The 25,738-nt window shown below is 68.9% G+C and carries 22 protein-coding genes; 13 read left to right on the forward strand and 9 right to left on the reverse strand.

The features are described from left to right. Positions 1–242: 242 nt before the first annotated feature. A complete protein-coding gene (gene parS / locus P3W75_RS25065; protein WP_276230017.1) occupies positions 243–692 on the forward strand; it encodes a type II RES/Xre toxin-antitoxin system antitoxin in 450 nt (149 codons plus the stop codon). Then, positions 692–1,159, forward strand: a complete 468-nt coding sequence (locus P3W75_RS25070) for an RES family NAD+ phosphorylase (RefSeq protein WP_276230018.1) — start codon at positions 692–694, stop codon at positions 1,157–1,159. The genes parS and P3W75_RS25070 overlap by 1 nt, the downstream gene beginning before the upstream one ends. 32 nt (positions 1,160–1,191) lie before the next feature. Here P3W75_RS25070 and bla read toward each other — a convergent pair whose 3' ends face one another. Continuing rightward, complete coding sequence (bla, locus tag P3W75_RS25075; RefSeq protein WP_276230019.1) at positions 1,192–2,073, reverse strand: class A beta-lactamase; 882 nt, start codon at positions 2,071–2,073, stop codon at positions 1,192–1,194. Positions 2,074–2,258: 185 nt separating this feature from the next. On the opposite strand from bla, the gene P3W75_RS25080 reads away from it, so the two are divergent. Beyond that, entirely contained in the window at positions 2,259–2,618 is a 360-nt protein-coding gene (locus P3W75_RS25080) for a DUF427 domain-containing protein (RefSeq protein ID WP_276230020.1), read from the forward strand. Between the two features lie 40 nt (positions 2,619–2,658). Then, on the forward strand, positions 2,659–4,776 hold the full coding sequence (egtB, locus tag P3W75_RS25085; protein WP_276230021.1) for an ergothioneine biosynthesis protein EgtB: 2,118 nt from the start codon (positions 2,659–2,661) through the stop codon (positions 4,774–4,776). Here the strand turns inward: egtB and P3W75_RS25090 are convergent. Continuing rightward, positions 4,773–5,258: a GFA family protein gene (locus tag P3W75_RS25090; RefSeq protein WP_276230022.1), complete on the reverse strand. Its 486-nt coding sequence runs from the start codon at positions 5,256–5,258 to the stop codon at positions 4,773–4,775. The two genes, egtB and P3W75_RS25090, sit on opposite strands and share 4 nt — an antisense overlap. A gap of 151 nt (positions 5,259–5,409) precedes the next feature. On the opposite strand from P3W75_RS25090, the gene fabF reads away from it, so the two are divergent. Beyond that, positions 5,410–6,687, forward strand: a complete 1,278-nt coding sequence (fabF, locus tag P3W75_RS25095; RefSeq protein WP_276230023.1) for a beta-ketoacyl-ACP synthase II — start codon at positions 5,410–5,412, stop codon at positions 6,685–6,687. Between the two features lie 85 nt (positions 6,688–6,772). Next, on the forward strand, positions 6,773–8,698 hold the full coding sequence (locus P3W75_RS25100) for a DEAD/DEAH box helicase (protein ID WP_276230024.1): 1,926 nt from the start codon (positions 6,773–6,775) through the stop codon (positions 8,696–8,698). 88 nt (positions 8,699–8,786) lie between these two features. Here the strand turns inward: P3W75_RS25100 and P3W75_RS25105 are convergent, their stop codons facing one another. Next, positions 8,787–11,204 (reverse strand): DUF3772 domain-containing protein, encoded by a 2,418-nt coding sequence (locus P3W75_RS25105; RefSeq protein WP_276230025.1) that lies wholly within the window; start codon positions 11,202–11,204, stop codon positions 8,787–8,789. A gap of 221 nt (positions 11,205–11,425) precedes the next feature. Between P3W75_RS25105 and P3W75_RS25110 the strand changes: the two genes are divergently transcribed. The 5 genes from P3W75_RS25110 to P3W75_RS25130 all read left to right on the forward strand — a co-directional run bounded on the left by P3W75_RS25110 (position 11,426) and on the right by P3W75_RS25130 (position 16,810). Continuing rightward, positions 11,426–12,466: a histone deacetylase family protein gene (locus P3W75_RS25110; RefSeq protein ID WP_276230026.1), complete on the forward strand. Its 1,041-nt coding sequence runs from the start codon at positions 11,426–11,428 to the stop codon at positions 12,464–12,466. Positions 12,467–12,492: 26 nt separating this feature from the next. Then, positions 12,493–13,593 (forward strand): extracellular solute-binding protein, encoded by a 1,101-nt coding sequence (locus P3W75_RS25115; RefSeq protein ID WP_276230027.1) that lies wholly within the window; start codon positions 12,493–12,495, stop codon positions 13,591–13,593. A gap of 180 nt (positions 13,594–13,773) precedes the next feature. Continuing rightward, entirely contained in the window at positions 13,774–14,709 is a 936-nt protein-coding gene (locus P3W75_RS25120) for a DMT family transporter (protein ID WP_276230028.1), read from the forward strand. Positions 14,710–14,868: 159 nt separating this feature from the next. Further along, entirely contained in the window at positions 14,869–15,003 is a 135-nt protein-coding gene (locus P3W75_RS25125; protein ID WP_276230029.1) for a PA1414 family protein, read from the forward strand. A gap of 97 nt (positions 15,004–15,100) precedes the next feature. Continuing rightward, complete coding sequence (locus P3W75_RS25130) at positions 15,101–16,810, forward strand: sensor domain-containing diguanylate cyclase (RefSeq protein ID WP_276230030.1); 1,710 nt, start codon at positions 15,101–15,103, stop codon at positions 16,808–16,810. A gap of 4 nt (positions 16,811–16,814) precedes the next feature. On the opposite strand, the gene P3W75_RS25135 is transcribed toward P3W75_RS25130, so the two are convergent. From P3W75_RS25135 to speB, 6 genes are all read right to left on the reverse strand, one after another. Then, positions 16,815–17,540 (reverse strand): MBL fold metallo-hydrolase, encoded by a 726-nt coding sequence (locus P3W75_RS25135; RefSeq protein WP_276230031.1) that lies wholly within the window; start codon positions 17,538–17,540, stop codon positions 16,815–16,817. 189 nt (positions 17,541–17,729) lie between these two features. Beyond that, complete coding sequence (locus P3W75_RS25140; RefSeq protein ID WP_276230032.1) at positions 17,730–19,331, reverse strand: 5-guanidino-2-oxopentanoate decarboxylase; 1,602 nt, start codon at positions 19,329–19,331, stop codon at positions 17,730–17,732. Positions 19,332–19,426: 95 nt separating this feature from the next. Beyond that, on the reverse strand, positions 19,427–20,806 hold the full coding sequence (locus P3W75_RS25145) for a sodium:solute symporter (RefSeq protein WP_276230033.1): 1,380 nt from the start codon (positions 20,804–20,806) through the stop codon (positions 19,427–19,429). Between the two features lie 140 nt (positions 20,807–20,946). Next, positions 20,947–22,461 carry a purine-cytosine permease family protein gene (locus tag P3W75_RS25150; protein WP_276230034.1) on the reverse strand — a complete coding sequence of 505 codons (1,515 nt, stop codon included), beginning with the start codon at positions 22,459–22,461 and terminating at the stop codon, positions 20,947–20,949. Between the two features lie 26 nt (positions 22,462–22,487). After that, positions 22,488–22,898 (reverse strand): YybH family protein, encoded by a 411-nt coding sequence (locus P3W75_RS25155; RefSeq protein ID WP_276230035.1) that lies wholly within the window; start codon positions 22,896–22,898, stop codon positions 22,488–22,490. Positions 22,899–22,906: 8 nt separating this feature from the next. Beyond that, on the reverse strand, positions 22,907–23,866 hold the full coding sequence (speB, locus tag P3W75_RS25160) for an agmatinase (RefSeq protein WP_276230036.1): 960 nt from the start codon (positions 23,864–23,866) through the stop codon (positions 22,907–22,909). Between the two features lie 286 nt (positions 23,867–24,152). Between speB and P3W75_RS25165 the strand changes: the two genes are divergently transcribed. Together P3W75_RS25165 and P3W75_RS25170 are read left to right on the forward strand one after the other, a co-directional pair. After that, entirely contained in the window at positions 24,153–25,049 is an 897-nt protein-coding gene (locus tag P3W75_RS25165) for a LysR family transcriptional regulator (protein ID WP_276230037.1), read from the forward strand. Then, positions 25,046–25,657, forward strand: a complete 612-nt coding sequence (locus tag P3W75_RS25170) for a tRNA-uridine aminocarboxypropyltransferase (protein ID WP_276230038.1) — start codon at positions 25,046–25,048, stop codon at positions 25,655–25,657. Before P3W75_RS25165 ends, P3W75_RS25170 begins: the two co-directional genes overlap by 4 nt. Positions 25,658–25,738: the final 81 nt, after the last annotated feature.

Here is a 25,738-nt window from a genome sequence, read left to right on the forward strand (position 1 = left end):
ACTATATTGCCTGGGCTAATGGAAATTGGCAAATTCGATAGCCTCAGGTAATTGCTCTGCGGCAATCGGTCGCCATATTTCGGTGGCTCTGGCTTGGCGGTCCGAAGGGGTGTCAATTCGTCTGTGCAATATTCTGTTCGGCCTCGGTGTGCGCCGCCTTTTCACTGGGCAATACCGGCGAAATGGCGTGGCCTTCATTTGAAGGTTGTAACGGCGTCATTTGAGGAGATCGCCTGTTGGCCATGAAGACGGAAGATCGTAGTCGCAGCAACTCGCCGTCCCCGGTGTTCTGGTTGCTGGTCCACGACCACGCCAGGCTCACCGAGCGTCAGCGGTTGCAGGAAATCCGCCACGGCCTGAGCTGGCGCTGGGTGGAATCGGTGCGCGATACCTTCCGCATCAGCGGGCCGGGTTTCGTCGAGCTGTTCAACATTTCCCTGTCCACCTATGAGCGCAAGAAGAAGGCCGACCAGGCGTTGGACGCGGTGACCTCGGAGCGCCTGGACCGTCTCGCCTCGGTGGCCGTGCTGGCCGAGCAGGTGTTCGAGGATCGGCTGGCCGCGACGCAATGGCTGGAGCGTGGCAACGCGGCCCTCGGCGGCCAGGCGCCGTTCAGCCTGTGCGACACCGAGATCGGCGCCAACCAGGTACGCCGCGTGCTGCACGCGCTGGAGTGGGGCGGGGTCGCCTGATGCGGGCCTGGCGGGTCGCCAAGGCGGCGCGGGCCTCCGACCTTTCCGGTCAGGGCGCGGCCATCCTCGGCGGCCGCTGGAACCACCGCGACCTGCCCGCCGTCTACCTGGGCCTGACGCCGGCGATCTGCTGCCTGGAGACCTTCGTCCACGCCAGCGGCCAGCCGACCTTCCCGATGAAGATCACCTCGTTCCTGCTGCCCGAGGGCGACGACCTGTACCTCAGGCCCGATCCGCGCGACCTCCCCGAAGGCTGGAGCAGCCTGCCGGCCGACCGCCCGAGCATGGACTACGGCAGCCGCTGGTTGCGCGCCGGCGAACAGCTCGGGCTGATCGTACCGTCGGCGGTGCTGCCGCTGGAGTGGGACATCCTGCTCAACCCGCGACACCCGGCGATCAGCCAGGTGAAGGCCCTGGAGAGCTACGACTTCCTGTACGACGAGCGGATGTTCCAGGCGCGCGGCTGAAAACTTCTGGCGCCGGCCATCCGGGCGCTACATCAGGCCAGGCTGGCTGCGAGCCGGCCGACCTCGGCCAGCGTCGCGTCGCGCTGCTCCGCCGTGGCCGGGCTGCCGGTGAGGTAGGCGGCCACCAGGATCGGCGCGCGGCCCGGCGGCCAGAGGATGGCCACGTCGTTGCTGGTGCCGGTGGCCTTCGGGCCGGTGCCGGTCTTGTCGCCGACCTTCCAGTCCTTCGGCACGCCGGCGCGGATGCGGGCGTCGCCGGTCTGGTTGGCCAGCAGCCAGGCGCGCAGCTGCTCTCGGGAGGTGGGTTTCAGCACCTCCCCGAGTAGCAGCCGCTGCAGTGTTTCCAGCATCGCCGTCGGCGTGGTGGTGTCGCGTGGGTCGCCGGGGATGGCCTGGTTGAGCGTGGGTTCGTTGCGATCCAGGCGGGTGACCTCATCGCCCGTGCCGCGCAACCAGTCGGTCAGTCCGGCCGGGCCGCCGAGGCTGGCCAGCAGCAGGTTGGCCGCGCCGTTGTCGCTGAGGGTGACCGCCGCCTCGCAGAGTTCGGCGACGCTCAGGCCCGGCTTGCCGACGTGGCGCTCGGCGGTCGGCGAATACTCCACCAGGTCGCCCCGGCCGTAGACGATGCGCCGCGCCAGCTGTTCCTCGCCGCGATCGACGCGGGCCAGCACGCAGGCGGCGAGCAGCAGCTTGAAGGTGCTGCACAGCGGGAAGCGCTCGTCCTGGCGCAGGCCGAACCGGCGGCCGTCGGCGCTGTCGAGCACGGCCACGCCGAGGCGCCCGCCGCTGGTCTTTTCCAGGTGCGCCAGGCGTGCTTGCAGCGCAGCCAGGTCGGCGGCGCGGGCGTTGCCGGCGAGCAGGCCGGCCAGGGGCGCGAGCAGGAACGCGCGGTTGAGCTGTCTTCTGGTGAACATGCTGCCTCCTTGTCGAGGGGCGACTATCGGCCAGCCGGGCAGGGCGGGGCAAGCCGCCACGCCCATCGGTTTTTGCCGGGCCCGGCGCCATGGCGTTCTACCCTGAACGGGGCGCTTCGCATTCGTTGCAACCTTTCACCGCCCGCCGGGTTCAGAACCCTGAGGGCCGAAACTGGAGAGAGTCGATGAACCGCCCCGCCCATGAACACCCCATTGACATCAAGGTCCACTCCGGCCGCGTCGACGTGCGCTTCCACGGTGCCCTGGTGGCCAGCAGCGAAAACGCCCTGGTATTGCAGGAGGCCGGTTATCCACCGGTGTTCTACCTGCCCGAGGCGGACACCCGCCCCGGCCACTTCGTGCGCAGCCAGCACCACACGCGCTGCCCGTACAAGGGCGAAGCCAGCTACTACAACCTGGTGCACGACGGCCAGGTCGCCGAGAACGCGGCCTGGACCTATGAAGACCCGAAACCCGAAGTGGCGCTGATCCGTGGCCACGTCGCCTTCTATCCCGAGCAGGTCAGTATCCGCGCCGAAGACTGAAACCGACCTGCGCCTGCCGCACATGCAAGGGGACCACCCCATGTCCAGCAAGGCCATTCCGCTCGCCCAGCGCTACCAGCAGGTGCGCCGGGCCAGCGAACAGCTGATCGCCCACCTCGACGCCGAGGACGCGGTCGCCCAGTCGATGCCCGATGCCAGCCCGGCCAAGTGGCACGTCGCGCACACCACCTGGTTCTTCGAGACCTTCCTGCTCAGGCCGCGGCTGGCCGGCTACGAGGCTTTCGATGCCAGCTTCGGCTACCTGTTCAACTCCTACTACGAGGCCCTCGGCGCGCGCCAGCCCCGGCCGCAGCGGGGGATGCTGACGCGGCCGCCGCTGCGGCGGGTGCTCGATTACCGGCGGTACGTCGACGAGCACATGCTGACGCTGCTCGATGCCGCCCCCGACGCCGAGCTGGAAGCGCTGGTGAGCCTGGGCCTGGCCCACGAGGAACAGCACCAGGAGCTGCTGCTGATGGACATCCTCCACCTGTTCAGCCTGTCGCCGCTGGCGCCGGCCTTTGGCGAGGGCTACGCGCCGTCGGCCTGCGGGCCGCAGCGCTTCCTGGCCATCCAGGGCGGGCTGCTGGGCGTCGGCCATGACGGCGAGGGCTTCGCCTTCGACAACGAGCTGCCGGCGCACCGCTGTTTCCTGGCGCCGTTCGAGATCGCCGAGTCGCTGGTGAGCAACCGCCAGTGGCTGGCGTTCATCGCCGACGGTGGCTATCGCCGTGCGGAGTTCTGGCTGTCGGACGGCTGGGCCAAGGTGCAGGAGGAGGGCTGGGAGGCGCCGTTGTACTGGCGGATGCGCGACGACGGCTGGCACGAGTTCGGCTTGCACGGCCTGCGCCCGCTGGAGCCGGACGCGCCGGTGCTGCACGTCAGCTACTACGAGGCCGCCGCCTACGCCAGCTGGGCCGGCGCGCGGTTGCCGACGGAGATGGAGTGGGAAGTCGCCGCCCGCGACGGTCGCCTGCGCCAGCTCTACGACGGCGGCTGGCAGTGGACCCAGAGCGCCTACTCGGCGTACCCGGGCTTCCGCCCCGGCGCCGGCGCGGTGGGCGAGTACAACGGCAAGTTCATGGTCGGCCAGATGGTCCTGCGCGGCGGCGCCTGCATCACCCCGGCCGGGCATTCGCGGCCGAGCTACCGCAACTTCTTTCACCCGGAGAAACGCTGGATGTTCGCCGGCCTGCGCCTGGCCCGCGACCTTTCCGAGCAGGCCGCGCTGGACCCGCACGCCCGCGAGCTGGCCGAGGACCTGGTGGCGGGCTTCTCGCTGACGCCCCGGCAGCTGTCGCCGAAGTACTTCTACGACGCCGCCGGTTCCGAGCTGTTCGAGGCCATCTGCCGCACCCGCGAGTACTACCCGACGCGCAGCGAGACGGCGCTGCTGGGGCGCATAGCCCCGGCGATCGCCGCGCGCATCCCGGCCGACTGCACCCTGGTGGAGTTCGGCAGCGGCGCCAGCGAGAAGACCTGCCTGCTGCTGGACGCCGCGCCGCAGATCGTCCGCTACGTGCCCGTCGACATCAGCCCGGCGGCCCTGGACAAGGCCGCCGCGCGTCTGCAACGGGACTACCCGGCGCTGCGCATCGAGCCGCTGTGCGCCGACTTCACGCGCCTGGAGGCGCTACCGCCGGCTCTGGCCGATGGCGCGCGGCTGGGCTTCTTCCCCGGCTCGACCATCGGCAATTTCGACCCGCCGCAGGCCCTGGGCTTCCTCCAGGGCGCCCACGAGCTGCTCGGGCCGGGCGCCAGCTTCATCGTCGGGGTCGACCTGCGCAAGGACCCGAAGCTGCTGGAGGCCGCCTACAACGACGCCGAAGGCGTGACCGCGCGCTTCAACCTGAACCTGCTGCGGCGCATCAACCGCGAGCTGCGCGCCGACTTCCAGCTCGACCAGTTCGAGCACCTGGCGCTGTGGAACGCCGAGTCGAGCCGCATCGAGATGCACCTGGTCAGCCGGAGCGACCAGTTCGTGCGCATCGCCGGCGTGGACTACGCCTTCCGCGCCGGCGAGCGCCTGCACACGGAAAACTCCTACAAATACGGCCTCGACGACTTCCGCGAGCTGGCCGAGCGCGGTGGCTGGCTGGTGCGCGAACACTGGCTCAGCGCCGAGCCGGCGTTCGCGGTGTTTCGCCTGCAGGCCTAGCGTTCCAGGCCCAGGCGACGATGCCAGTCGGCGATGGACTCTTCCGGGTAGCCGTCGAAGTACAGGTCGCGCGGGTGCTTTTCTACCTCGACCCAGCTCGCCCGGGAGTCGAGCAGCAGGTGGGTGTGCTCCGGTGGCACCGGCAGCGGCGTGTCGATGGCCGAGGCGAACGGGTGGATCAGCTCCGGCCACTCCGGGCTGAACAGCCACAGCGCGCTGCCGCATTCGCCGCAGAAGTTGCGTTCGGCGCTGCTGGTGCGGGTGCGCTGGCCCGGCTCGCGCAGCTTGGCGTGGTACACGCGCAGGTGTTTGCGCCCGCGCACCTTGAGGCTCGCGGCGTCGCCGCCGAGGTTGATGGCGTAGCCACCGCCGCCCTGGGTCTTGCGGCAGATCGAGCAGTAGCAACGCTGGTAGGGGTAGGGATGGGCGCTGTCCAGGCTGAAGGTCACGGCGCCGCAGTGGCAGGAGCCTTCCAGTCGCATGGCGAATCTCCTTCGTGGTCAAGGGCAACGCCAAGGGTGGTCGATGATGAGTGGATGCGAGCGGCGCGACGACGGATGGTCGGGGCGTCCTGAATATTGTATGTTGATCGTAATTTAATGATGGCGAAGCCATCGTCAGGCAGGTGAAATCATGGCTGTGCAACGTATCGTGGTAACCGGGACCGGGGTGGTCAGCCCCCTGGGGTGTGGCACCGAAGTGGTCTGGCGGCGGCTGTTGCAGGGGCGCTCGGGGATTGCCCGGCTGGCCGAGGAGTTCGTCCGCGACCTGCCCTGCGAGGTCGGCGGGCGAGTGCCGGATATCACCGAGGACACCGAGGCCGGCTTCGACGCCGAGCGCGCGGCGCCGGCCAAGGAGCAGAAGAAGATGCACCGCTTCATCCTCTTCGCCCTGGCCGCCGCCGAGGAGGCCCTGGCCCAGGCCGGCTGGGCGCCGCAGGACGCGCGCGAGAAGACCCGCACGGCCACGGTGATCGCCTCCGGCATCGGCGGCTTCAGCGCCATCGCCGACGCCGTGCGCACCACCGACGAGCGCGGGCCGCGGCGGTTGTCGCCGTTCACCATTCCCTCGTTCCTGGTCAACCTGGCGGCCGGCCACGTGTCCATCCGGCATGGCTTGCAGGGGCCGATCGGCGCGCCGGTGACCGCCTGCGCGGCGAGCGTCCAGGCCATCGGCGACGCCGCGCGGCTGATCCGCGCCGGCGAGGCCGACATCGCCGTGTGCGGCGGCGCCGAAGCGTCCATCGACCGCGTCGCCCTGGGTGGCTTCGCCGCCGCGCGGGCGCTTTCCAGCGGCTTCAACGACCGCCCGCAGGAAGCCTCGCGGCCGTTCGACCGCCAGCGCGACGGCTTCGTCATGGGCGAGGGCGCCGGGATTCTGGTGATCGAGTCGCTGGAGCATGCCCTGGCCCGTGGCGCGCAGCCGCTGGCCGAGGTGGTCGGCTATGGCACCAGCGCCGACGCCTATCACCTCACCGCCGGCCCCGAGGACGGCAACGGGGCGCGCCGGGCCATGCAGCAGGCCATCGCCCAGGCCGGCATCGACCCGGCGCAGATCGGCCACCTCAACGCCCACGCCACCTCCACGCCGGTGGGCGACAAGGGCGAGCTGGCGGCGATCCGCTCGGTGTTCGGCGACCAGGGCGGCGTCGCGGTCAGCGCCACCAAGTCCGCCACCGGCCACTTGCTCGGCGCGGCCGGCGGGCTGGAGGCGATCTTCACCCTGCTGGCCCTGCGTGACCAGCTGGCGCCGGCCACGCTCAACCTGCTGGAGCCGGACGAGGCCGCCGCCGGCATCGACCTGGTGTACGGCGCGCCGCGCCCGCTGCAGACGGAGTACGCGCTGTCCAACGGCTTCGGCTTCGGTGGGGTCAACGCCAGCGTGCTGCTGCGCCGCTGGACCGGCGCCTGAGGCGAACCCAAGGCGCCCGGCGCTGTCGGATCGTCACTGAATCCCCTTATCATTCAGCGACATCTTCCAGGGCCGGAGCCTTCCGATGCTGTCTGCCGTAAGGCGCTACAAACTGCTGCTGTCCGAATCCCTGGCGCGCTACTTCCCGCGCACCACCGCCTACCTGCGCGAGCAGAACGAAGCCGCGCAGGCGCCCGCGCCCAAGCGCAAGCCGCGCGCCGCCAAGCCCAAGGCCGAGGGCGCCGAGGCCAAGCCGCGCAAGAAGGCCGCCGAGGGCGAGTCGGCGTCGGCCAAGCCCGCCGCCGAAGGCGCCAGCGGCATCTACCCGGCGCGCGCCATGGCGGTGCGCCCGGAGCAGGTCGAGGCGATGCGCGAGCGCGTGCGCCAGGCGGTCAGCGCCGGGGTGATCAGCCCACCGTCGGACGAGCAGTGGGCGATGATCCTCTGCCGCCAGCCGCTGGCGCGGATCTTCGCCGGGGCCGGCTCCGGCAAGTCCACCACCCTGGTGTTGCGCCTGGTGTTCATGCTCTGCCACCTGGGGATCGAGGCCGACAAGGTCACGGTGATCTCCTTCACCAACGCCTCCTGCGTGCAGCTGCGCGAGCAGCTGGTGCGGGTCCTGGCGTTCTGGCAGTACCCCTTCGACATGGCCCGCGCCCGCGAATGCGTGCGCACCTTCCACTCCGCCATGGGCGTGCAGGCCCGCGAACTGCTGGGCAAGCAGCGCTGGTTCGAGCAGCTGGAAGAGAAGAACCCTGGCGAGCCGGACAACCCGCTCACCGGCGGCCGCCTGCGCCCGGCGCAGCAGCGTCTGCTGCTGGAGGCCTACGAAGAGTGCTACGCGGTGAACGGCGCCTTCCGCGCCAAGGTGCACCGCCTGCTCGGCCTGGACAAGCCGGAGGAAGTGCCCGGCCCGGCGCCGGTGCAGCCGTTCCGCCTGCCCGGCGAGTTCGTCGAGGCGCCGCTGGTGGAAGTCTTCTTCGCCCAGGCCGGCTTCATGGAAAGCCTCGGCTACCGTCCGCAGGAGCTGAAGGTGGCCGAGCTGGACTGCTCGACCCGCGAGAAAATCTTCCTCGAGGCCCTGGCGATCTACTGGAGCTTCTTCATCGCCCTGCTCAAGCGCCAACGCCTGACCACCTTCAACGCCGCCTTCCAGCAGCTCACCAAACGCTTCGCCGAGGGCGATGCCAAGCTCGAAGCGGCCGAGCCGATGACCCACCTGCTGATCGACGAATTCCAGGACATCTCGCCGCAGATCGTCCTCTGGCTGCAGGCCCTGCACCGCTTCCTGGCGCGCGCCGGCAAGGCGCCGAGCCTGATGGCCATCGGCGACGACTGGCAGTCGATCTACGGTTGGCGCGGCAGCTCGCCGGAGCTGTTCATGGACTTCGACAAGCACTTCCCGAGCAAGGGCCACAGCCGCCAGAGCACGGTGCTGCTACTGGAAACCAACTACCGCAGCATCGAACCGGTGATCCGCGACGCCGAATCGGTGCTGGCCGAGGTCGCCTTCAAGCAGGCCAAGACCTGCCGCGCCTTCAAGGCGATGCAGCCGGGCGACCACGGCGTGCGCCTGGAAGCCCGCTTCGACATCGCCCGCGACCTGCCCAAGCTGCTGGCGGAGATCCGTACCCAGAGCGAGCACGTCGCCGCGCGCGGCAGCCGCGAAAGCACCGCGGTGATGCTGCTGAGCCGGCGCAACGAGCCGCTGCAGCAGATCAAGGCGCAGCTCGACGACACGCTGCCGGTGAAGGCCATGAGCATCCACCGCGCGAAAGGCCTGCAGGCGGAAGTGGCGATCATCGTCGACGACTGCGCCCCGCCGGAGCGCCACCCGCTGCGCAACGTGCTGTACGCCCACAGCGGCTTCTTCCGCAACAGCTACGACCAGGCGATGCAGGACGAAAGCCTGCGCCTGGCCTACGTGGCGATCACCCGCGGGGTGAGCCGGGTGTTCTGGTACACGCGCAAGGTGCAGGGCGCGGCGGCGTTGCTGGCGCGAAAGGGCTAGCGGGCTAGGGACTCTTCGTATTGGCTCTTGACCGGTGCTCCGGGATACTCAGCTCCCTCTCCCCAGCCCTCTCCCTGAAGGGAGAGGGTTAGGGAGAGGGGCTCTCAGGCTCTTCGTTATCCCCAGCCTCTTCGATCCGCTCCTTGCCATCCCCCACCAACCGCAGGCTGCGCGTCGTCACCAGGCTGATGCCTTCCTCGCGCAGCTTGCCGAAGATGCTGAACAGCAGGTCGCTGCGGGTGCCGGACACCCCGCGCGGGCTGTTGACGTAGCCGCTGGCGGCCAGGGTCAGGCCCTGGTCGTTGAGCTGGGTGAAGCTGACCGAGGGTTTCGGCGTGTCGAGGATCGACGGGTGCTCGGCGTAGGCCGCCAGGAGCAGTTCGCGGACCTTGTGCACGTCGGTGTCCAGCGGCAGGGTCAGGCTGACGCCGACGCTGCCCAGGGCGCCGCCCATGGTCACGTTGCGCACGTTCTGGGTGATGAGTTGCGAGTTCGGCACTATCACCGTGGAGTTGTCCGACTGCTGGATTTCCGTGGCGCGCACGTTGATGCGGCGGATGTCGCCTTCCACGCCGCTCAGGCTGACCCAGTCGCCGACCTTCACCGGGCGTTCGGTGAGCAGGATCAGGCCGCTGATGAAGTTCTGCACGATCGCCTGCAGGCCGAAGCCGATGCCCACCGAAAGGGCGCTGACCACCCAGGTCAGGCTGGTCAGGTTGATGCGCAGCGCCGAGAGGGTCAGCAGGCCGAGCAGGACGAAGCCGAGGTAGCCCACCAGGGTCACCAGCGAGGCGCGCATGCCGGCGTCCATGCTGGTTTCCGGCAGCAGGTCCTCGGCCAGCCAGCGCTTGAGCAGGCGCAGGGCGAACAGGCCGCCGAGCAGGGTCAGCAGGGCCAGCAGGATGTCCTGCGGGACGATGTTGAGGTTGCCCAGCACCTGCCCGCCCTGGGCCAGGCGCTCGACCCCGGCGAGCAGTTCGTCGGGGCTGCTGGCGGTGGGGGAGAGCACTACCATCAGGGTCATCAGCGCCAGCAGGGTGCGGCCCACCCCGGCCAGCAGGGTGGCGGCCTGGGCCTGGTGCTGGGGGGCCAGGCCGAGGGCGCGGGCGAGGGTCTTGCCGGTGGCCTGGCGCGGCGACAGCAGGGTGTCGCAGAGGTCGCCGAAGAAGGCCGTGAGCAGGTAGCCGATCACGACGACGGCGCTGACCCAGAGCAGCTTGGTGGCGAGGAAGAAGGCCAGCGACAGGTAGCCGGTGAGCAGCGCCAGGACGATCGCCACCACCACCAGCAGGGCGGCGAAGTGGATCACCCCGGCCAGCGCCGGGCGCGGGTGCTCCTCGTCGTCGGCGCTGCTGCGGCGCAGGCGCAGCAGGGCGATGCCGAACAGGCCGGCGATCAGCAGCGCGGTCAGCCCGTTGACCGCCACGGTCAGTGCCAGGCTGGCGCCGATGGTGTTGTTGATGCGCGACTGCACGCCCAGCGCCATCACCACTATGGCCAGCAGCCCGGGGAAGGGGGCTATCGCTTCGGCGGCGCTGTCGGGCAGCGGCAGCAGGCGCCAGCTTGGCCGGCTGGTCATCAGCAGGGCGCGGCCGAGGCCGCTGATGAAGGCGCTGAAGATCGCCAGCGTGACGATCTGCTCGGTCAGGCCGGCGAGCACGGCCGGGAACTTCGCGCTCCAGTCCAGCCCCTGGGCCAGCAGCGCGGCGGCGCCGCCGAGGCTGGCGACGCTGGCCAGGGCCACCGCCAGCGCCAGGCTGCTGCGGCGCAGCCGGCCCTCGGGGACGAAGCGGTTGACCAGGTGCGTGGCCAGGCGTTCGAGCAGGCGCCGGCCGGGCACGCAGAGCAGCACGGCGGCGAGCAGGCAGGCCAGCAGCGGCAGGCGCCCGCCGTTGTTCCAGGTGCTGGCGACGCCCCGCGCCAGGTCGTCGCCGAGGTTGCCCAGGCGCGCCAGGTCCTCGTCGGTGGGGCGGGTCAGGGTCGACCAGAACACCGGGCTGAAGGGCGGCGCCGAGCGCGTGGCGATCTGTGAATTGAACAGGCTGCGGCGCAGGTTGACGATCTGCGCGGCGAGGTCGCGGGCCGAGCGCAGGACGTCGGCGGCCTGGGTGGCGCGGGCTTGCAACTCGTCCTTCTGGCTGCTCAGCTCGCTGCGCTGCAGGGCCAGGCCGGCGGCCTCGCCTTCGCTGGGCGGGCCGAGCACGTTGAGCTGGTCGGCCAGGCGCTCGAGGCGCGCCTGCAGTTCCTCGTTGCGCACGGTGGCGAGCTTCTGCACTTCCAGGGTGGCCTGGCGCAGGTGCGCCAGGTCGTCGTCGCCGACCTGGTCGGAAACCCCCTGGCGTATGCTTTCCAGGCGCTCGGCGAGCATTTCCGGGCTGGCGTCCTCGGCCAGCGCCGAGAACACCGCCGGCGCCGCGTCGGGCACCGGCGCGGCCAGGGCGCAGGCGCTGCACAGCAGGCTCAGCAGCAACAGGCAACGAAACAGGAACTGGCGATCCCCCGGCATGCTTGCATCCTTCGGTTCGGCACTCGCGGATTTCGACTGGAGCGCGCGGCGACAATTCCCTAGAGCATAGCGAGCCGGCGGCGAGGGGAGGGTGTGCTGTGGTAAAGGGTCATAAATGTTGGCCATACCGATCCCCTTTTGGCCGCCAACGCTGTTCAGCCGGCCGCCCGGGAATCGGCAGAATCGCTGCACCTAGAACAACAAAGCCGAGAGGTTTTCCCATGCTGACCGTCTATAGCGACGATCATCGCCTGCATTTCGGCCAGTCCGAACTGGTCGATGGCAAACTCCAGCCCTGCTTCGAGATGCCCAGCCGCGCGGACACCGTGCTGGCCCGGGTGAAGTCGCAGAACCTCGGCGACGTGATCGCGCCGAAGGACTTCGGTTTCGACGCCATCCACCGCGTGCACGACCCCAAGTACATCGCCTTCCTCAAGGGCGCCTGGGCCCGCTGGGCCGCCGAGGGCCACAGCGGCGACCTCGTCTCCACCACCTTCCCGGCCCGTCGCCTGCGCCGCGACGGCCCGATCCCGACCGCCCTGATGGGTGAGCTGGGCCACTACAGCTTCGACACCGAGGCGCCGATCACCGCCGGCACCTGGCAGGCCGTGTACAGCTCGGCGCAGGTCGCGCTGACCGCCCAGGACCACATGCGCCAGGGCGCGCGCACCGCCTTCGGCCTCTGCCGTCCGCCGGGCCACCACGCCGGCAGCGACTTCATGGGCGGCTACTGCTTCATCAACAACGCCTCCGTGGTCGCCCAGGCCTTCCTCGACCAGGGCGCCAAGCGCGTGGCCATCCTCGACGTCGACTACCACCACGGCAACGGCACCCAGGAGCTGTTCTACAACCGTGGCGACGTGCTCTTCGCCTCGATCCACGGCGACCCGCTGGTGGAATACCCGTACTTCCTCGGCCACGCCGACGAGCGCGGCGAAGGCGCGGGCGAAGGCTTCAACCACAACTACCCGCTGGCCCACGGCACCGGTTGGGACGGCTGGTCCGCCGCGCTGGAAGACGCCTGCCGCAAGATCGCCGCCTACGCGCCGGACGCGGTGGTGGTCTCGCTGGGCGTGGACACCTACAAGGACGACCCGATCTCCGAGTTCAAGCTGGACTCCCCGGACTACCTGCGCATGGGCGAACGCATCGCCGCCCTGGGCCTGCCGACCCTGTTCATCATGGAAGGCGGCTATGCGGTCGAGGCCATCGGCGTCAACGCGGTCAATGTCCTGCAGGGATACGAAGGCGTCGCTCGCTAAGAGCACGCCGTTTCGAGGAGCGAGTCATGCGCAAGAACAACAAGATCATCCGCGGCCTGCTCGGCGCCGCGCTGCTGACGGCTGCCGGCATCGCCAGCGCCGAACCGGTGGTGCGCATCTACAACTGGTTCGATTACATCGGCCCGGACACCCTCAAGGGCTTCCAGAAGGACAGCGGCATCGCGCCGAAGTACGACGTCTACGACAGCAACGAGGTGCTGGAAGCCAAGCTGCTTTCCGGGCATTCGGGTTACGACCTGGTGGTGCCCAGCGACAGCTTCCTGCCCAACTACCTCAAGGCCGGCGTGTTCCAGAAGCTGGACAAGAGCAAGCTGCCGAACTGGAAGAACCTCAACCCGGCGCTGCTCAAGGTGCTGGAGAGCAAGGACCCGGGCAACCAGTACGCCGTGCCGTACATGTGGGGGACCAACGGCGTCGCCTACAACGTCGACAAGGTGAAGGCCATCCTCGGCGAGAACGCGCCGGTGGATTCCTGGGACCTGATCTTCAAGCCGGAGAACCTCGCCAAGCTCAAGCAGTGCGGCGTGGCCTTCCTCGACTCGCCGACCGAGGTGATCCCCGAGGCGCTGGCCTACCTGGGGCTGTCGCCGAACAGCCACAACCCCGAGGACTACGCCAAGGCCGAGGCGCTGCTCGCCAGCCTGCGCCCATACATCACCTACTTCAGCTCCTCGAAGTTCGTCACCGACCTGGCCAACGGCGATGTCTGCGTGGCCATGGCCTGGTCCGGCGGCGCCATGCAGGCGGCCAACCGCGCCAAGGAAGCGAAGAACGGCATCCACATCGAATACCGCATTCCCAAGGAAGGCACCGCGGCCTGGTTCGATGTGCTGACCATCCCCAGGGACGCGCAGAACGTCGAGCAGGCCCACGCCTTCCTCAACTACCTGCTGCGCCCGGAAGTGGTGGCGCCGATCTCCGACTACGTGGCCTACGCCAACCCCAACCAGGCGGCGGACAAGCTGATTTCCGCCGAGCTGCGCGACAACCCCAACGTCTACCCGCCGGCCGAGGTGCAGGCCAAGCTGTACTCGGTGGAGATGCTGCCGCCGAAGCTGGAGCGCATCCGCACCCGCACCTGGAGCAAGGTCAAGACCGGGCAGTGAAGGGCGGCGCCGGCGGATTTCCGTTGGCGCCCGCCGTCGCTTAGCTGGAATAATCGGCGGTACTCCCTTGGGGTACCGCCGTTTTCACGTCTTGGTGCCCGCTTTTCCACTGCCGAGCCTTGCCATGAAACTGCCTGACCACCGCTACGCCCCCCGTTCGCCCGCTTCGTGGAGGTGCGCATGACGCCGCCGACCACGCGCAAGGGCGCCGACGCCTTCGCCCTGCAGGTGATGCTGGTGCTGTGCCTGATCTGGGGCATCCAGCAGGTGATGGTGAAGTTCGCCGCCGGCGACATCGCGCCGATCATGCAGGCCTTCGGCCGCAACCTGGTGGCCGCCGTGCTGGTGGGCCTGCTGGTGCTCTGGCGCGGCGACTGGAAGGCGATCCGCCAGGGCACCCTGCCCGGCGGCGCGCTGGCCGGGCTGCTGTTCGCCCTGGAGTTCCTGTTCATCGCCCAGGGCCTGGTGTACACCTCCGCCTCGCACATGGCGGTGTTCATCTACACGGCGCCGATCTTCTCCGCCCTCGCCCTGCACTTCCTGCTGCCCAGCGAGCGCCTGCGGCCGCTGCAATGGCTGGGCATCGCGGTGTGCTTCGGCGGCATCGCCCTGTGCTTCGGCGGCGGATTCGATGTGCACAACATGGACGGGCGCATGCTGCTCGGCGACTTCTTCGGCGTGCTCGCCGGGGCATCCTGGGGGGCCACCACCGTGGTGGTGCGCACCACCCGGCTGTCGGAAGCGCCGGCCAGCCTGACGCTGTTCTACCAGTTGCTCGCCGCGGCCCTGGTGCTGCCCTTCATCGCCCTGGCCCTGGGCGAGTTCGGCAACGTGCGCTTCACCGCGGTGGGCGTGGGCAGCGTGCTGTTCCAGGGCGTGGTGGTGTCGTTCTTCAGCTACTTCACCTGGTTCTGGCTGTTGCGCCGCTACCTGGCCTCGAACCTGGCGGTGTTTTCCTTCATGACGCCGCTGTTCGGCATCGCCTTCGGCGTGCTGCTGCTGCGCGAGCCGCTGGCCTGGAACTTCATTGGCGGCGCCGCGCTGGTGCTGGCGGGGATTTCCCTGGTGAGCGGCGAGGCGTGGATTCGCCGCAAGCTGCGTGGCGAGCGTGGCTGACCTTGACCCATGTCAGCGGGGACCGGGCGGCGAGACGCTAGTCTTTGTTGCAAGGAGTGAGTGGCACGGGCGGAGAGTGGGACGCCGGGCTACTCTACTCTGAGGGCGGCCCACGCAGTATCGGGCCGCCCGACCTCATTACCGCAAAGGAGGCCCCCCATGAAACTCTGGCTGCAATCCTTGGCATGGAAACTGGGTGTCGCGCTCGGCCTCATCGAGCCTCCGCGCCTGCAACCCATCCCCGTTCGCAGCGACGAGCAACGTCGCTACGCCGAGCAGCGCCGACGCCACTGACGGCGCGCCGCCGGCTTCCTGAGCCCCCCTTGCGCGCCACCCCTCGGCGCGCTGCGGGTGAGTGCGGCGCAATGCGAAGCAAGCGGAACGCACTGGCATGCTCCAGCGCATCGACGCATGGCTACGGCGTTCGCCGTCGCTGCGTCGTTCCTTTCTCTTGTTCTCCGGCCTGGTCGTCCTGCTGGTCGGCCTGACCTTCTGCCTGTTCAGCTACCTCTCCTATCGCAGCAGCCTGCGCGCCCACGCCGCCAGCGTGCTGGCGGAAAACTCCGAGCTCATTGCGGAGAACCTGCAGCACCGGGTGCAGATGCTCAACCTGATCCTCCAGCTCAGTCAGCCCGACCCCGCCGACGCGGCCGCCAGTCTGGACGACCCGGCGTTGCAGCGGCGCCTGGCCGAGCGCCTGTGGCGCGGCGTTTCGAGCATGCCCGGGCCGCGCCATACGCTGTTCTACGGCAACAACCGGGGCCAATTGATCAGCGTCAGCCGCCAGGGCCGGGAGGATGCCGAGTTGCTGCTGCGCCTGGACAACCAGGAGAAGACGCTGTTCCAGCTACCCGAGGGGCCGCGGGGCGAGTGGTCGCTGATCGGCCGCCTGGCAAGCCCCAACGACGTGCTCCAGCGCCCCTGGTTCCAGGCCGGCCAGCGCTCGCCGCAGAGTGCCTGGACCGCGCCCTACCAGTCGCTCACCGGGCAGGGCAGGGTGCTCGCCAGGGTGCGCGGCATACCGGGTCCCGATGGGCAGATCCAGGGCGTGCTGGGCCTGGAGATCACCCGGGACGAGATCGACGAATTCGCCCGGTCGTTGCGCATCAGTCCGCGCGGCATGGCCTTCGTCGTGGACCCGGACGGCCAGATGATCACCAGCAACCTGGCGGACGAAGTGGACGCTCCGGCCGCCCTCGCGCCTTTCCTCGAGGCGCTGACCAGCCGCGTGGCGCTGGCCTCCATCGGCGAGCAATTGATGACCCTGCAAGACCTGCGCGTGGAGGGCGAAGTCTACGAACTGTACGCCCAGCGCCTGGCGGTGGGCACCGGAGAGCGCTGGATTTCCGTGACCCTGGCGCCGCTCGGCGATTTTTCCGGCACGCTCAACCTGCAGCTGCTGATGCTCGGTAGCGGGGTGGCGCTGATCCTGCTGGTGGCGCTGTGCATGCAGTGGCTGCTCACCGGCTGGCTGACCCGCGACCTGGCGCGCCTGGCAGGGGAGGTGCGGCAGCTGGGGGAGGGTGGCACCTCGGTGGATTTCCAGGTGCAGCGGCGCGACGAGGTGGGCCAGTTGGGCGACGCCCTGCGGCAGATGCACGCCGACCTCAACACCGATCCGCTGACCGGCCTGTGCAGCCGCTCCGGGCTGGTGCGCACCCTGGAGCGCGCGGTGAGCAAGCAGCGCGCCGGCGGCGCGCCCTTCGCCCTGCTGTTCCTCGACCTCAACGGTTTCAAGGCGATCAACGACCGCTTCGGCCACGACGCCGGGGACCTGGCGCTGATCGAGGCCGCCGGCCGCCTGCGCAATGCGGTGCGCCAGGGCGACCTGGTGGCGCGCCTGGGCGGCGACGAGTTCGTGGTGCTGCTCTGGCGGGTGCCGTCGGCTGAGGTGGTGCAGACCGCCGCGAACAACCTGCGGCGGGCGCTGCAGCCGCCGTTGGGCAGCTTGCGCGTGCTGGCCGGCGAGGAGGACGTGCATGTCGGTACCGCCATCGGCACGGCCCTCTGCCCGCAGGACGGCAAGGATGTGGAAACCCTGCTGCGCTGCGCCGACCAGGCGATGTACGCCGACAAGCAGGCCGGCAAGGCCGGGCGCTGACCCCTCAGGCGTGGGCCAGCAGCCAGGCGTCGATGATCGCGCGCAGGCGCTCGCCGGAGAAGCTGGCGAAATGCCCGCCGTGCACGGTGCGCACCGGCAGCTGGCGCAGGCGCTCCATGCTCCGGGCGTAGGCGTCGAGGTCGGAGTGGTAGGCGTCTTCGATCAGCGGGCCGTCGTAGACGATGTCGCCGGAGAACAGCGTTTGCGTCCTGGCTTCCCACAGGCTGATGCCGCCCGGCGAATGCCCGGGGGTGTGCAGCACTTCCAGCACGCGGTCGCCCAGGTCGAGCACGTCGCCTTCGTCGATGGTGCGAGTGGCCGGCGCCGCCTTGACCCGGTATTCGGCGTAGCACAGCGGGCAGTCCGGGTGCGCCTCGAACATCTCGTCGCCGACGAAGGCCGTGGCCAGGGTGCGCTCGCCGTCGGGGCTGGCGAGGATGTCGGCCTCGGCCGGGTGGCACAGGCGCTCGGGGAATTCGTGGTGGCCGGCGATGTGGTCGAAGTGGGTATGGCTGGCTACCGCCAGCAGCGGCCGCGCGGTCAGCCAGGGCAGTTGCTCGCGCAGGCTGACCAGGCCGGAACCGCTGTCCACCAGCAGGTCGCGGTCGCGGCCCTGGATATGCCACATGTTGCAGCGGTAGAAGGGGCGCACCCAGGGCTCGTGGATCAGGCTGACGCCGTCGTAGCAGTGGCGGACTTCGAACCAGCGGTCGCGGGTGACGATTTTCATGGGGCGGGTTCCGAGCGGGGTATGGGCGCGCGCCGTGCGCGCGATCGCGGGCGCGGCCCGCTCCTACAGGGTGGCATAGGAGCGGGCGGTGGCGTAGGGCGAATAACCGTTCGCGGTTATCCGCCGCTGGGCCCCGCATCGATGACCAACGGCGGATAACGCTGTGGCGTTATGCGCCCTACGTGGGCGTTACGGCGCGAACGGCGCCGCTTCCATCACTTCCACGATCAGCGGGCGGTCGCTCGGCGCGGTGCGCAGCAGCTCCTGCAGGTGCGCGTGGTCGCGCGCGCGCTCGGCTTCGCAGCCGAAGCCCTTGGCGATGGCGAGGAAGTCCGGGGTGTAGATGTCCACGCCCAGCGGGGTGATGTCGCGGCGTTCCATGTAGCGCTTGATCTCGCCGTAGCCGTGGTTGTTCCACAGCAGCACGACGATGCCCACCCTGGCTTCCACGGCGCTGGCCAGTTCGGTCATGGTGAACTGCAGGCCGCCGTCGCCCATCAGGCTGATCACCGGGCGGCTCGGGTCGCCGAGCTTGGCGCCGATGGCCGCCGGCAGGCCGTAGCCGAGGGTGCCGTAGCCGGTGGAGGCGTTGAACCAGCGGCGGCCGCCGTCCAGCTCCACCAGGTGGTTGCCGCTGTACACGGTCTGCGTCGAGTCGCCGACGAAGCGTGCGTCGGGCAGAACTTCGAGAATCTTGCCGAACAGGGTGCGGTAATGCGCCCAGCCGCTGAAGTCCTCGGCCAGCTGCGCGCGCACCTTGGCCGCGCGCTGCGCGCCGGGGCTGCTGGCGTCGGCTTCGCGGGCCGGCAGCAGCTCCAGCAGGGCGCGCATGGCGGTGCGCGCGTCGGCGTGGATGGCCACGCTCGGCGCGTGGTTGCGCATCAGCTGCTGCGGGTCGATGTCGACGCGGATCAGCTCGCCGCCGATCCTGAAGTTGCCGTCGAAGACCACGTCGTAGTCGGTCTCGCCCAGCTCGGTGCCGATGGCCAGGACCACGTCGGCCTCTTGCGCGAGTTCACGCACCGGCACCAGCGACTGGTTGCTGCCGATCAGCAGCGGGTGCTCCGGCTGCAGCAGGCCCTTGGCGTTGATGGTCAGCGCGGTCGGGGCGTCGAGCGCGGTCGCCAGGGCGCGGGCTTCGGCCTGGGCTTCGACACAGCCGCCGCCGAGCAGCAGCAGCGGCTTCTGCGCCTTGGCCAGCTTGGCCGCCGCCTCGTGCAGCGGCGAGCGCGCCGGGGCCGGGCGGGCCAGTTGCACGCGCAGGCGCACCTGCATGTGCTCGGCCGGCGCGGTGATGATGTCCAGCGGCAGCTCGATGTGCACCGGGCGCGGGCGCTCGCTGTCGAACACGGCGAAGGCGCGGGCCAGCACGGCCGGCAGTTCCTCGACGCTCATCAGGGTGTGGCTGAAGGCGGTCACCCCGGCGGTCATGGCGCGCTGGTTCGGCAGCTCGTGCAGGTAGCCGTTGCCGTGGGCCAGGCGCGAGCGCTCGTTGACGCTGCTGATCACCAGCATGGGGATGGAGTCGGCGTAGGCCTGGCCCATGGCGGTGAGGATGTTGGTCATGCCCGGGCCGGTGATGATGAAGCACACGCCCGGCTTGCCGGTGACGCGCGCGTAGCCGTCGGCCATGAAGCCGGCGCCCTGCTCGTGGCGCGGGGTGATGTGGCGGATGTCGCTGCCCGGCAGGCCGCGGTACAGCTCGACGGTGTGCACGCCGGGGATGCCGAAGACGGTATCGACGCCCCAGGCTTCGAGTTGCTTGACGAGGAATTCGCCGCAGGTGGTCATGGCAGTTCCTTAGTGTTCGTGGGTGAGGTCGTTGTCATCAAAAAACAGGGCGCGGAGATCGACTCGCCGCGCCCTGTTTCATTGCCGTGTCGCGGTCAGGCGGCGCTGGCGGCGACCGCCGGGCGGCGCGACAGCAGGCTGACGGCGACGAAGCTGACCAGGCCGATGGCCAGGCTGTAGTAGATCGGGGTGTTGGCGTCGAAGCCATCCTTGAGCATGAACACCAGGGCGGTGATGAAGCCCAGGGTCATGCTGGTGATGGCGCCGGCGGTGGTGGCGCGCTTCCAGTAGATGGCGCCGATCAGCGGGATCAGCATGCCGCCCACCAGCAGGTTGTAGGCCAGGGTCAGGGCGCTGATCACGTCGTTCACCACCAGGGCGATGGCCAGTACCACCAGGCCGGTGAGGGCGGTGAACAGGCGGTTGATGCCCAGGCTGGAGGTCTTGCCGCCGCGCAGTTTCGGCAGCAGGTCTTCGGTCAGGGTGGTGGAGGCGGCGAGCAGGCCGGCGCTGGCGGTGGACATCATCGCGGCCAGGGCGGCGGCGATCACCAGGCCGCGGATGCCGTCCGGCAGCGAAGCCTGGACGATGGCGGCGAAGGCGTTGTTGACGTTGTCCAGGTTGGGCAGCAGGACCTTGGCGCACATGCCGATCAGCGCGCCGACCAGGCCGTAGATCACGCAGTACACGCCAGCGACGGTGCCCGCGTACTTGGCCACGCCTTCACTGCGCGCGGTGAACACGCGCTGCCAGATGTCCTGGCCGATCAGGATGCCGAAGAAGTAGATCAGGAAGTAGGTGATGATGGTGTCGTAGCCGATGGTGTGGAAGCTGAAGGCGCTGGCCGGCAGCTTGGCCACCAGCTCGTCCCAGCCGCCCACGCGGTACAGGCAGATCGGCAGCAGCAGGAACATCAGGCCGACGGTCTTGATGATGAACTGGACGATGTCGGTGAGGGTCAGCGACCACATGCCGCCGATGGTCGAGTAGACCACCACGACGCCGCCGCCGAGCAGCACGGAAACCCAGAACGGCAGGCCGAAGAGCACCTGCATGACGGTGCCGATGGCCAGGGTGGAGACGGTGCCGATCATCAGCGCGTAGGCGAACATGATCACCGCGCTGGCCTGGCGGGCCATCGGGTTGTAACGACGCTCCAGCACCTGGGTGACGGTGAAGATGCGCAGCTTCAGCAGCGGTTTGGCCAGGAACAGGTTCAGGGCGATGATGCCGGCGCCGAGCGCGGCGCACAGCCAGAAGCCGGAAATGCCGTGGACATAGCCCAGGCGCACGGTGCCGACGGTGGAAGCGCCGCCGAGCACGGTGGCGGCCATGGTGCCCATGTAGAACGACGGGCCGAGATTGCGTCCCGCTACCAGGAAGTCCTCGTGGGTCTTCGCCCGGCGCATGCCGTACCAGCCCAGTACCAGCATGCCGGCGGCATAGATCAGAACGACGATTATATCCAAGGCCATGATCGGCTCCTCACACTCGAATTGTCATTGTTGCCGTCCGCGGATGGCGGACGGTAGGCCATCGGACCGGTGGTAACCGGTCCGCTGGCGTTCTCACAGGTACTACTGTTGCTCGCGCTTCAGGCAGGAAGCGGGGGAACTCAGGCGGCCGGTTCGTTGATGCCGCGAACCGGACGATCGTGGCTGCCGACCCAGCGCGGGCCTTGCGGGCCGTAGACACCGGCGGATTCCGGGAAGGTGCGCAGCAGGGTCAGGTAGAGCAGGGCGGCCAGGCCCAGGGTCACCGGCAGGCTGATGTCGATGCCACCGGCCAGCTCGCCCAGCGGGCCGACGAACTGCCCCGGCAGGTTGACGAAGCACAGGCCGGCCAGCGCGCTGGGGATCCAGGCGCCCATGCCGCGCCAGTTCCAGCCGTGGTGGAACCAGTAGGCGCCGCCTTGCTGGCCACGGGTGAACACCTGCAGGTCATCGGCGTGGTAGAAGCCGCGACGGGTCACCAGGCCGAGGATCATGATCACCATCCAGGGGCTGGTGCAGGTGATGATCAGCACGGCGAAGGTCGACACGCTCTGCACCAGGTTGGCGGCGAAGCGGCCGATGAAGATGAAGGCGATCGACAGCAGGCCGATGAACAGGGTGGCCTGTACGCGGTTCAGCAGGCGCGGGAACACGCTGGACATGTCCAGGCCGGTGCCGTACAGCGAGGTGGTGCCGGTGGACATGCCGCCGATGGTGGCGATCAGGCAGACCGGCAGGAAGAACCAGCTCGGCGAGATGGCCAGCAGGCCGCCGACGTAGTTGTTCGCGGCGATGTAGTCCGGCGCCTTGACCGCGACGATGGTAGCGGTGACCAGGCCGAAGAAGAACGGGATCAGGGTGGCCAGCTGCGACAGCAGCACCGCCAGCATGATGCGCTGCTTCGAGGTTTCGCGCGGGATGTAGCGGGCCCAGTCGCCGAGGAAGGCGCCGAAGGACACCGGGTTGCTCATGGCCAGCAGGGTGGCGCCGATGAACGCGGCCCAGAAGCCCGGGGCGCCCAGCTGCACGGTGCCGGCGTAGCTGGCGTCGAACGGGCCGGCGAAGGCGAACACGCCCAGCAGGAACAGCAGGCTGGCGGCCCACACGGCGATCTTGTTGACCAGCAGCATGAAGCGGAAGCCGTAGATGCACACGATCAGCACCAGCACCGCGAACAGGCCGTAGGCCAGGCCCAGGGTCAGGTCGGTTTCCGGCAGGCCGAACAGGCGCTTGGCGCCGCCGACCAGGGCGTCGCCCGAGCTCCAGACCGAGAGCGAGAAGAAGGCGATGGCGGTGAGCAGCGACAGGAACGAACCGACGATCCGCCCGTGCACGCCGAAGTGGGCGCCCGAGGAAACCGCATTGTTGGTGCCGTTGATCGGCCCGAACAGGCCCATCGGGGCGAGGATCAGCGCGCCGACCAGCACTCCGAGGACGATCGACCAGACGCCGGCCTGGAACGACAGGCCGAAGAGCACCGGGAAGCTGCCGAGAACGGCGGTGGCGAAGGTGTTGGCGCCACCGAAGATCATGCGGAACAGGTCGGTGGGCGTGGCGTTGCGCTCGGCGTCCGGGATCTGCTCGACCCCGAACGTCTCGATGGTTGTGATTGCGTGTTGGTTGTTCTTGTTATCCATGACTTCCTCCCGGGAAAGGCCCTGTCTTACGGCGTCGGCGCCGGTGACAGATGCTCGTGCACGGCCAGCCAGCGGCCTTGTTGTTGTTCACGGCGGAAGACGATGGTCTCCCGTTCGTGGCTCAGGCTTTCCTCTCCCTGGATGCGCAGCCGCGTGGCGACGTCGTGGCTGAAGATCGCCACGTCCTCGCCCTGCAGGCTGACAAAGGTATTGCTGGACTGGCAGTCGAGAACCTCGAAGCCGTCGTCACGCAACCAGCCTTCCCACACCTCGCGGTACGCCGCGCGCGACAGCAGCGGCTGCGGCCAGGTGTGGAAGATGAAGCTGGCGTCTTCGCTGAAGGCCGCGAAGTAGGCCTCGGTGTCGGTGCGCGAGAAGGCTGCCACGAGCTCGCGGGCAGCCTCCAGCACCTGTGCTGCGCAGGCGTCTTTGTGCATGGTCGGTCTCAGCGGCGCTCTACGCCCGGGAGGATGCAGAGCATTTCGTAGAGCAGGTTGGCGCCGAGCAGCGAGGTGTTGCCGGTGGTGTCGTAGGGCGGGGAGACTTCCACCAGGTCGCAACCGATGATGTCCAGGCCCTGGCAGCCGCGCACGATCTCCATCGCCTGGATGGTGGTCAGGCCGCCGATTTCCGGGGTGCCGGTGCCGGGCGCCCAGGCCGGGTCGATGCCGTCGATGTCGAACGACAGGTACACCGGGCCGCCACCGACCTTCTCGCGCACTTCGGCCATCAGCGGGGCCAGCGACTGGTGCCAGCACTCTTCGGCCTGCACCACGCGGAAGCCCTGCTTGCGGCTCCAGTTGAAGTCTTCGGCGGTGTAGCCCTGGGCGCGCAGGCCGATCTGCACCACGCGGTCGCAATCCAGCAGGCCTTCTTCCACGGCGCGGCGGAAGGTGGTGCCGTGGGCGATCTTCTCGCCGAACATGTGGTCGTTGACGTCCGCGTGGGCGTCGATGTGGACCAGGCCGACCTTGCCGTGCTTCTTGTGGATGGCGCGCAGGATCGGCAGGGTGATGGTGTGGTCGCCGCCGAGGGTCAGCGGGAGGATGCCGTGGTCGAGGATCTTGTCGTAGGCTTCCTCGATGATGCGCACGGCCTCCAGCAGGTTGAAGGTGTTGATCGCCACGTCACCGATGTCGGCGATGTTCAGCGAGTCGAACGGCGCGGCGCCGGTGGCCATGTTGTACGGGCGGATCATCACCGATTCGGCGCGGATCTCGCGGGGCCCGAAACGGGTGCCCGAGCGCAGGGAGGTGCCGATGTCCAGGGGCACGCCGACGAAGGCGGCGTCGAGCTGGTTGAGCTCTTCCGGAGACTGGATATGCGGCAGGCGCATCATGGTGGCGATGCCGCCGAAGCGCGGCATTTCGTTTCCGCCCAAGGGCTGGTGGAGTTTCTTGTCCATGGGTAGGCCTCACAGGATTCGCTGTTTTCGTGGAAACAGGCTTGTTGATACTGAGGCCGGATTCTGGTCATGGCGGGTAGTGGAAAGAATCGCTGGCTACAAATAATCAGTTCAGAGTTTTCTAAACTTATTTCCACGGCTAGACTGCGCTGCCCTGTCGCAGCCTGAACGGCCCCGGGCCCGCCGTGCGTGACTTGTGGGGCCGGCGGCGACGAGCGGTCTGGCCGAGTGCCAGTCCAACGCCGGCTGAACTGGAGCCCCTTACCCCCGATTTCCGGAGTCCTCGATGAGCGCCAGCGCCCTGCCCGACGTCAAGCTTTTGCGGATTTTCGCCTGCGTGGTGCGCAACCAGGGCTTCGCCTCGGCGCAACAGGAGCTGAACCTGTCGACCTCGGCGATCAGCACCTACATGAGCCAGCTGGAGAACCAGCTGGGCATCGTGCTCTGCCACCGTGGTCGCGGCGGCTTCGGGCTGACCAGCAAGGGCGAGCTGTTCCACCAGGAAACCCTGCGCATCCTCGGCGAACTGGAAGGCTTCGAGCGCTACGCGGCGACCTTGAAGGGCGAGCTGCGCGGCACCCTCAACCTCGGCGTGCTGGACTCCACGGTGAGCGACCCGGCGCTGCCGCTGGCCGACGTCATCGGCTCCTTCAGCGGCTTGCACCCGGCGGTGCACCTGCACCTGCAGGTGCAGAGCCCCTATGAACTGCAACTGGCGGTGCTGGACAACCGCCTGGACCTGGCCATCGGCTCGTTCTTCAGCCGCATGAACGGCCTGGTCTACCAGCCGCTGTATAGAGAGCAGCACTGGCTGTACTGCAGCGACCGCCACCCGCTGTTCGACGGCCGGCGCATCCCCGCCGAGCTGATCACCCAGCAGCGCATGGTCGGCCGCGGCTACTGGAGCCAGGCGGAGCTGGCGCGCCATGGCTTCAAGCACAGCGCGGCGACCGTGGAAAGTATGGAGGCGCAGCTGATCCTGATCCTCTCCGGCGGCTACATCGGCTACCTGCCCGAACACTACGCGCACTCCTGGGTCGAGCAGGGCCGGCTGCGCGCGCTGTCGCCGGCGACCTTCGGCTACCAGGCGCCGTTCTCGCTGATCCTGCGTCGCGGCCGCTCCCGCGAGCCGCTGATCCAGAACTTCCGCGACCTGTTGCGCACCCAGCCGGGCAAGCCATGAGCCGCGCCCGCTGCGAACGCTGCCTGCGCCCCGAGGGGCATTGCCTGTGCGCGCTGATCCCGCGCCTGGACAACCGCACCCGGGTGCTCCTGCTGCAACACCCCAGCGAAGTCGGCCACGCGCTGAACACCGCGCGCCTGGCCGCCCTCGGCCTGGCCAACGCCGAACTGCGGGTCGGCGAGGACTTCAGCGACCTCGACTTCTCCGGCGAAGACGCCTGGCTGCTGTTCCCCGGCGAAGACGCCCTCGAACTGGCCGAGCTGGCCGCCCGCCCGACGCCGCGCCCGCGCCTGCTGGTGGTGCCCGACGGCACCTGGCGCAAGGCCCGCAAGCTGCTGCACCTCAACCCGAACCTGGCGGCGCTGCCACGGGTGGTGCTGCCCCAGGGCCTGAGCTCACGCTACCGCCTGCGCAAGGCCCCGGCCGAAGGCGCGCTCTCGACCATCGAAGCCATCGTCCACGCCCTCGACGCGCTCGATGCCCCACAATCCCACGCCGCCCTGCTGCGCCCGTTCGAAGCGCTGATCGAAGGACAGATCGCCGCGATGGGCGAAGAGACGTTCCAGCGCAATCACCAGCGCGAGTTGAAATCTCCAGGCGAATCGTAGGGCGGATTACCGTTCGCGGTTATCCTCTGTCGGCCAATGCACCGAAGCCCGACGAAAATGGCGGATAACGCCTTGGGCGTT

It is taken from the genome of Pseudomonas citronellolis (genome assembly GCF_029335315.1).
In the GTDB taxonomy this organism is placed as follows: Bacteria; Pseudomonadota; Gammaproteobacteria; order Pseudomonadales; family Pseudomonadaceae; genus Pseudomonas; species Pseudomonas citronellolis_A.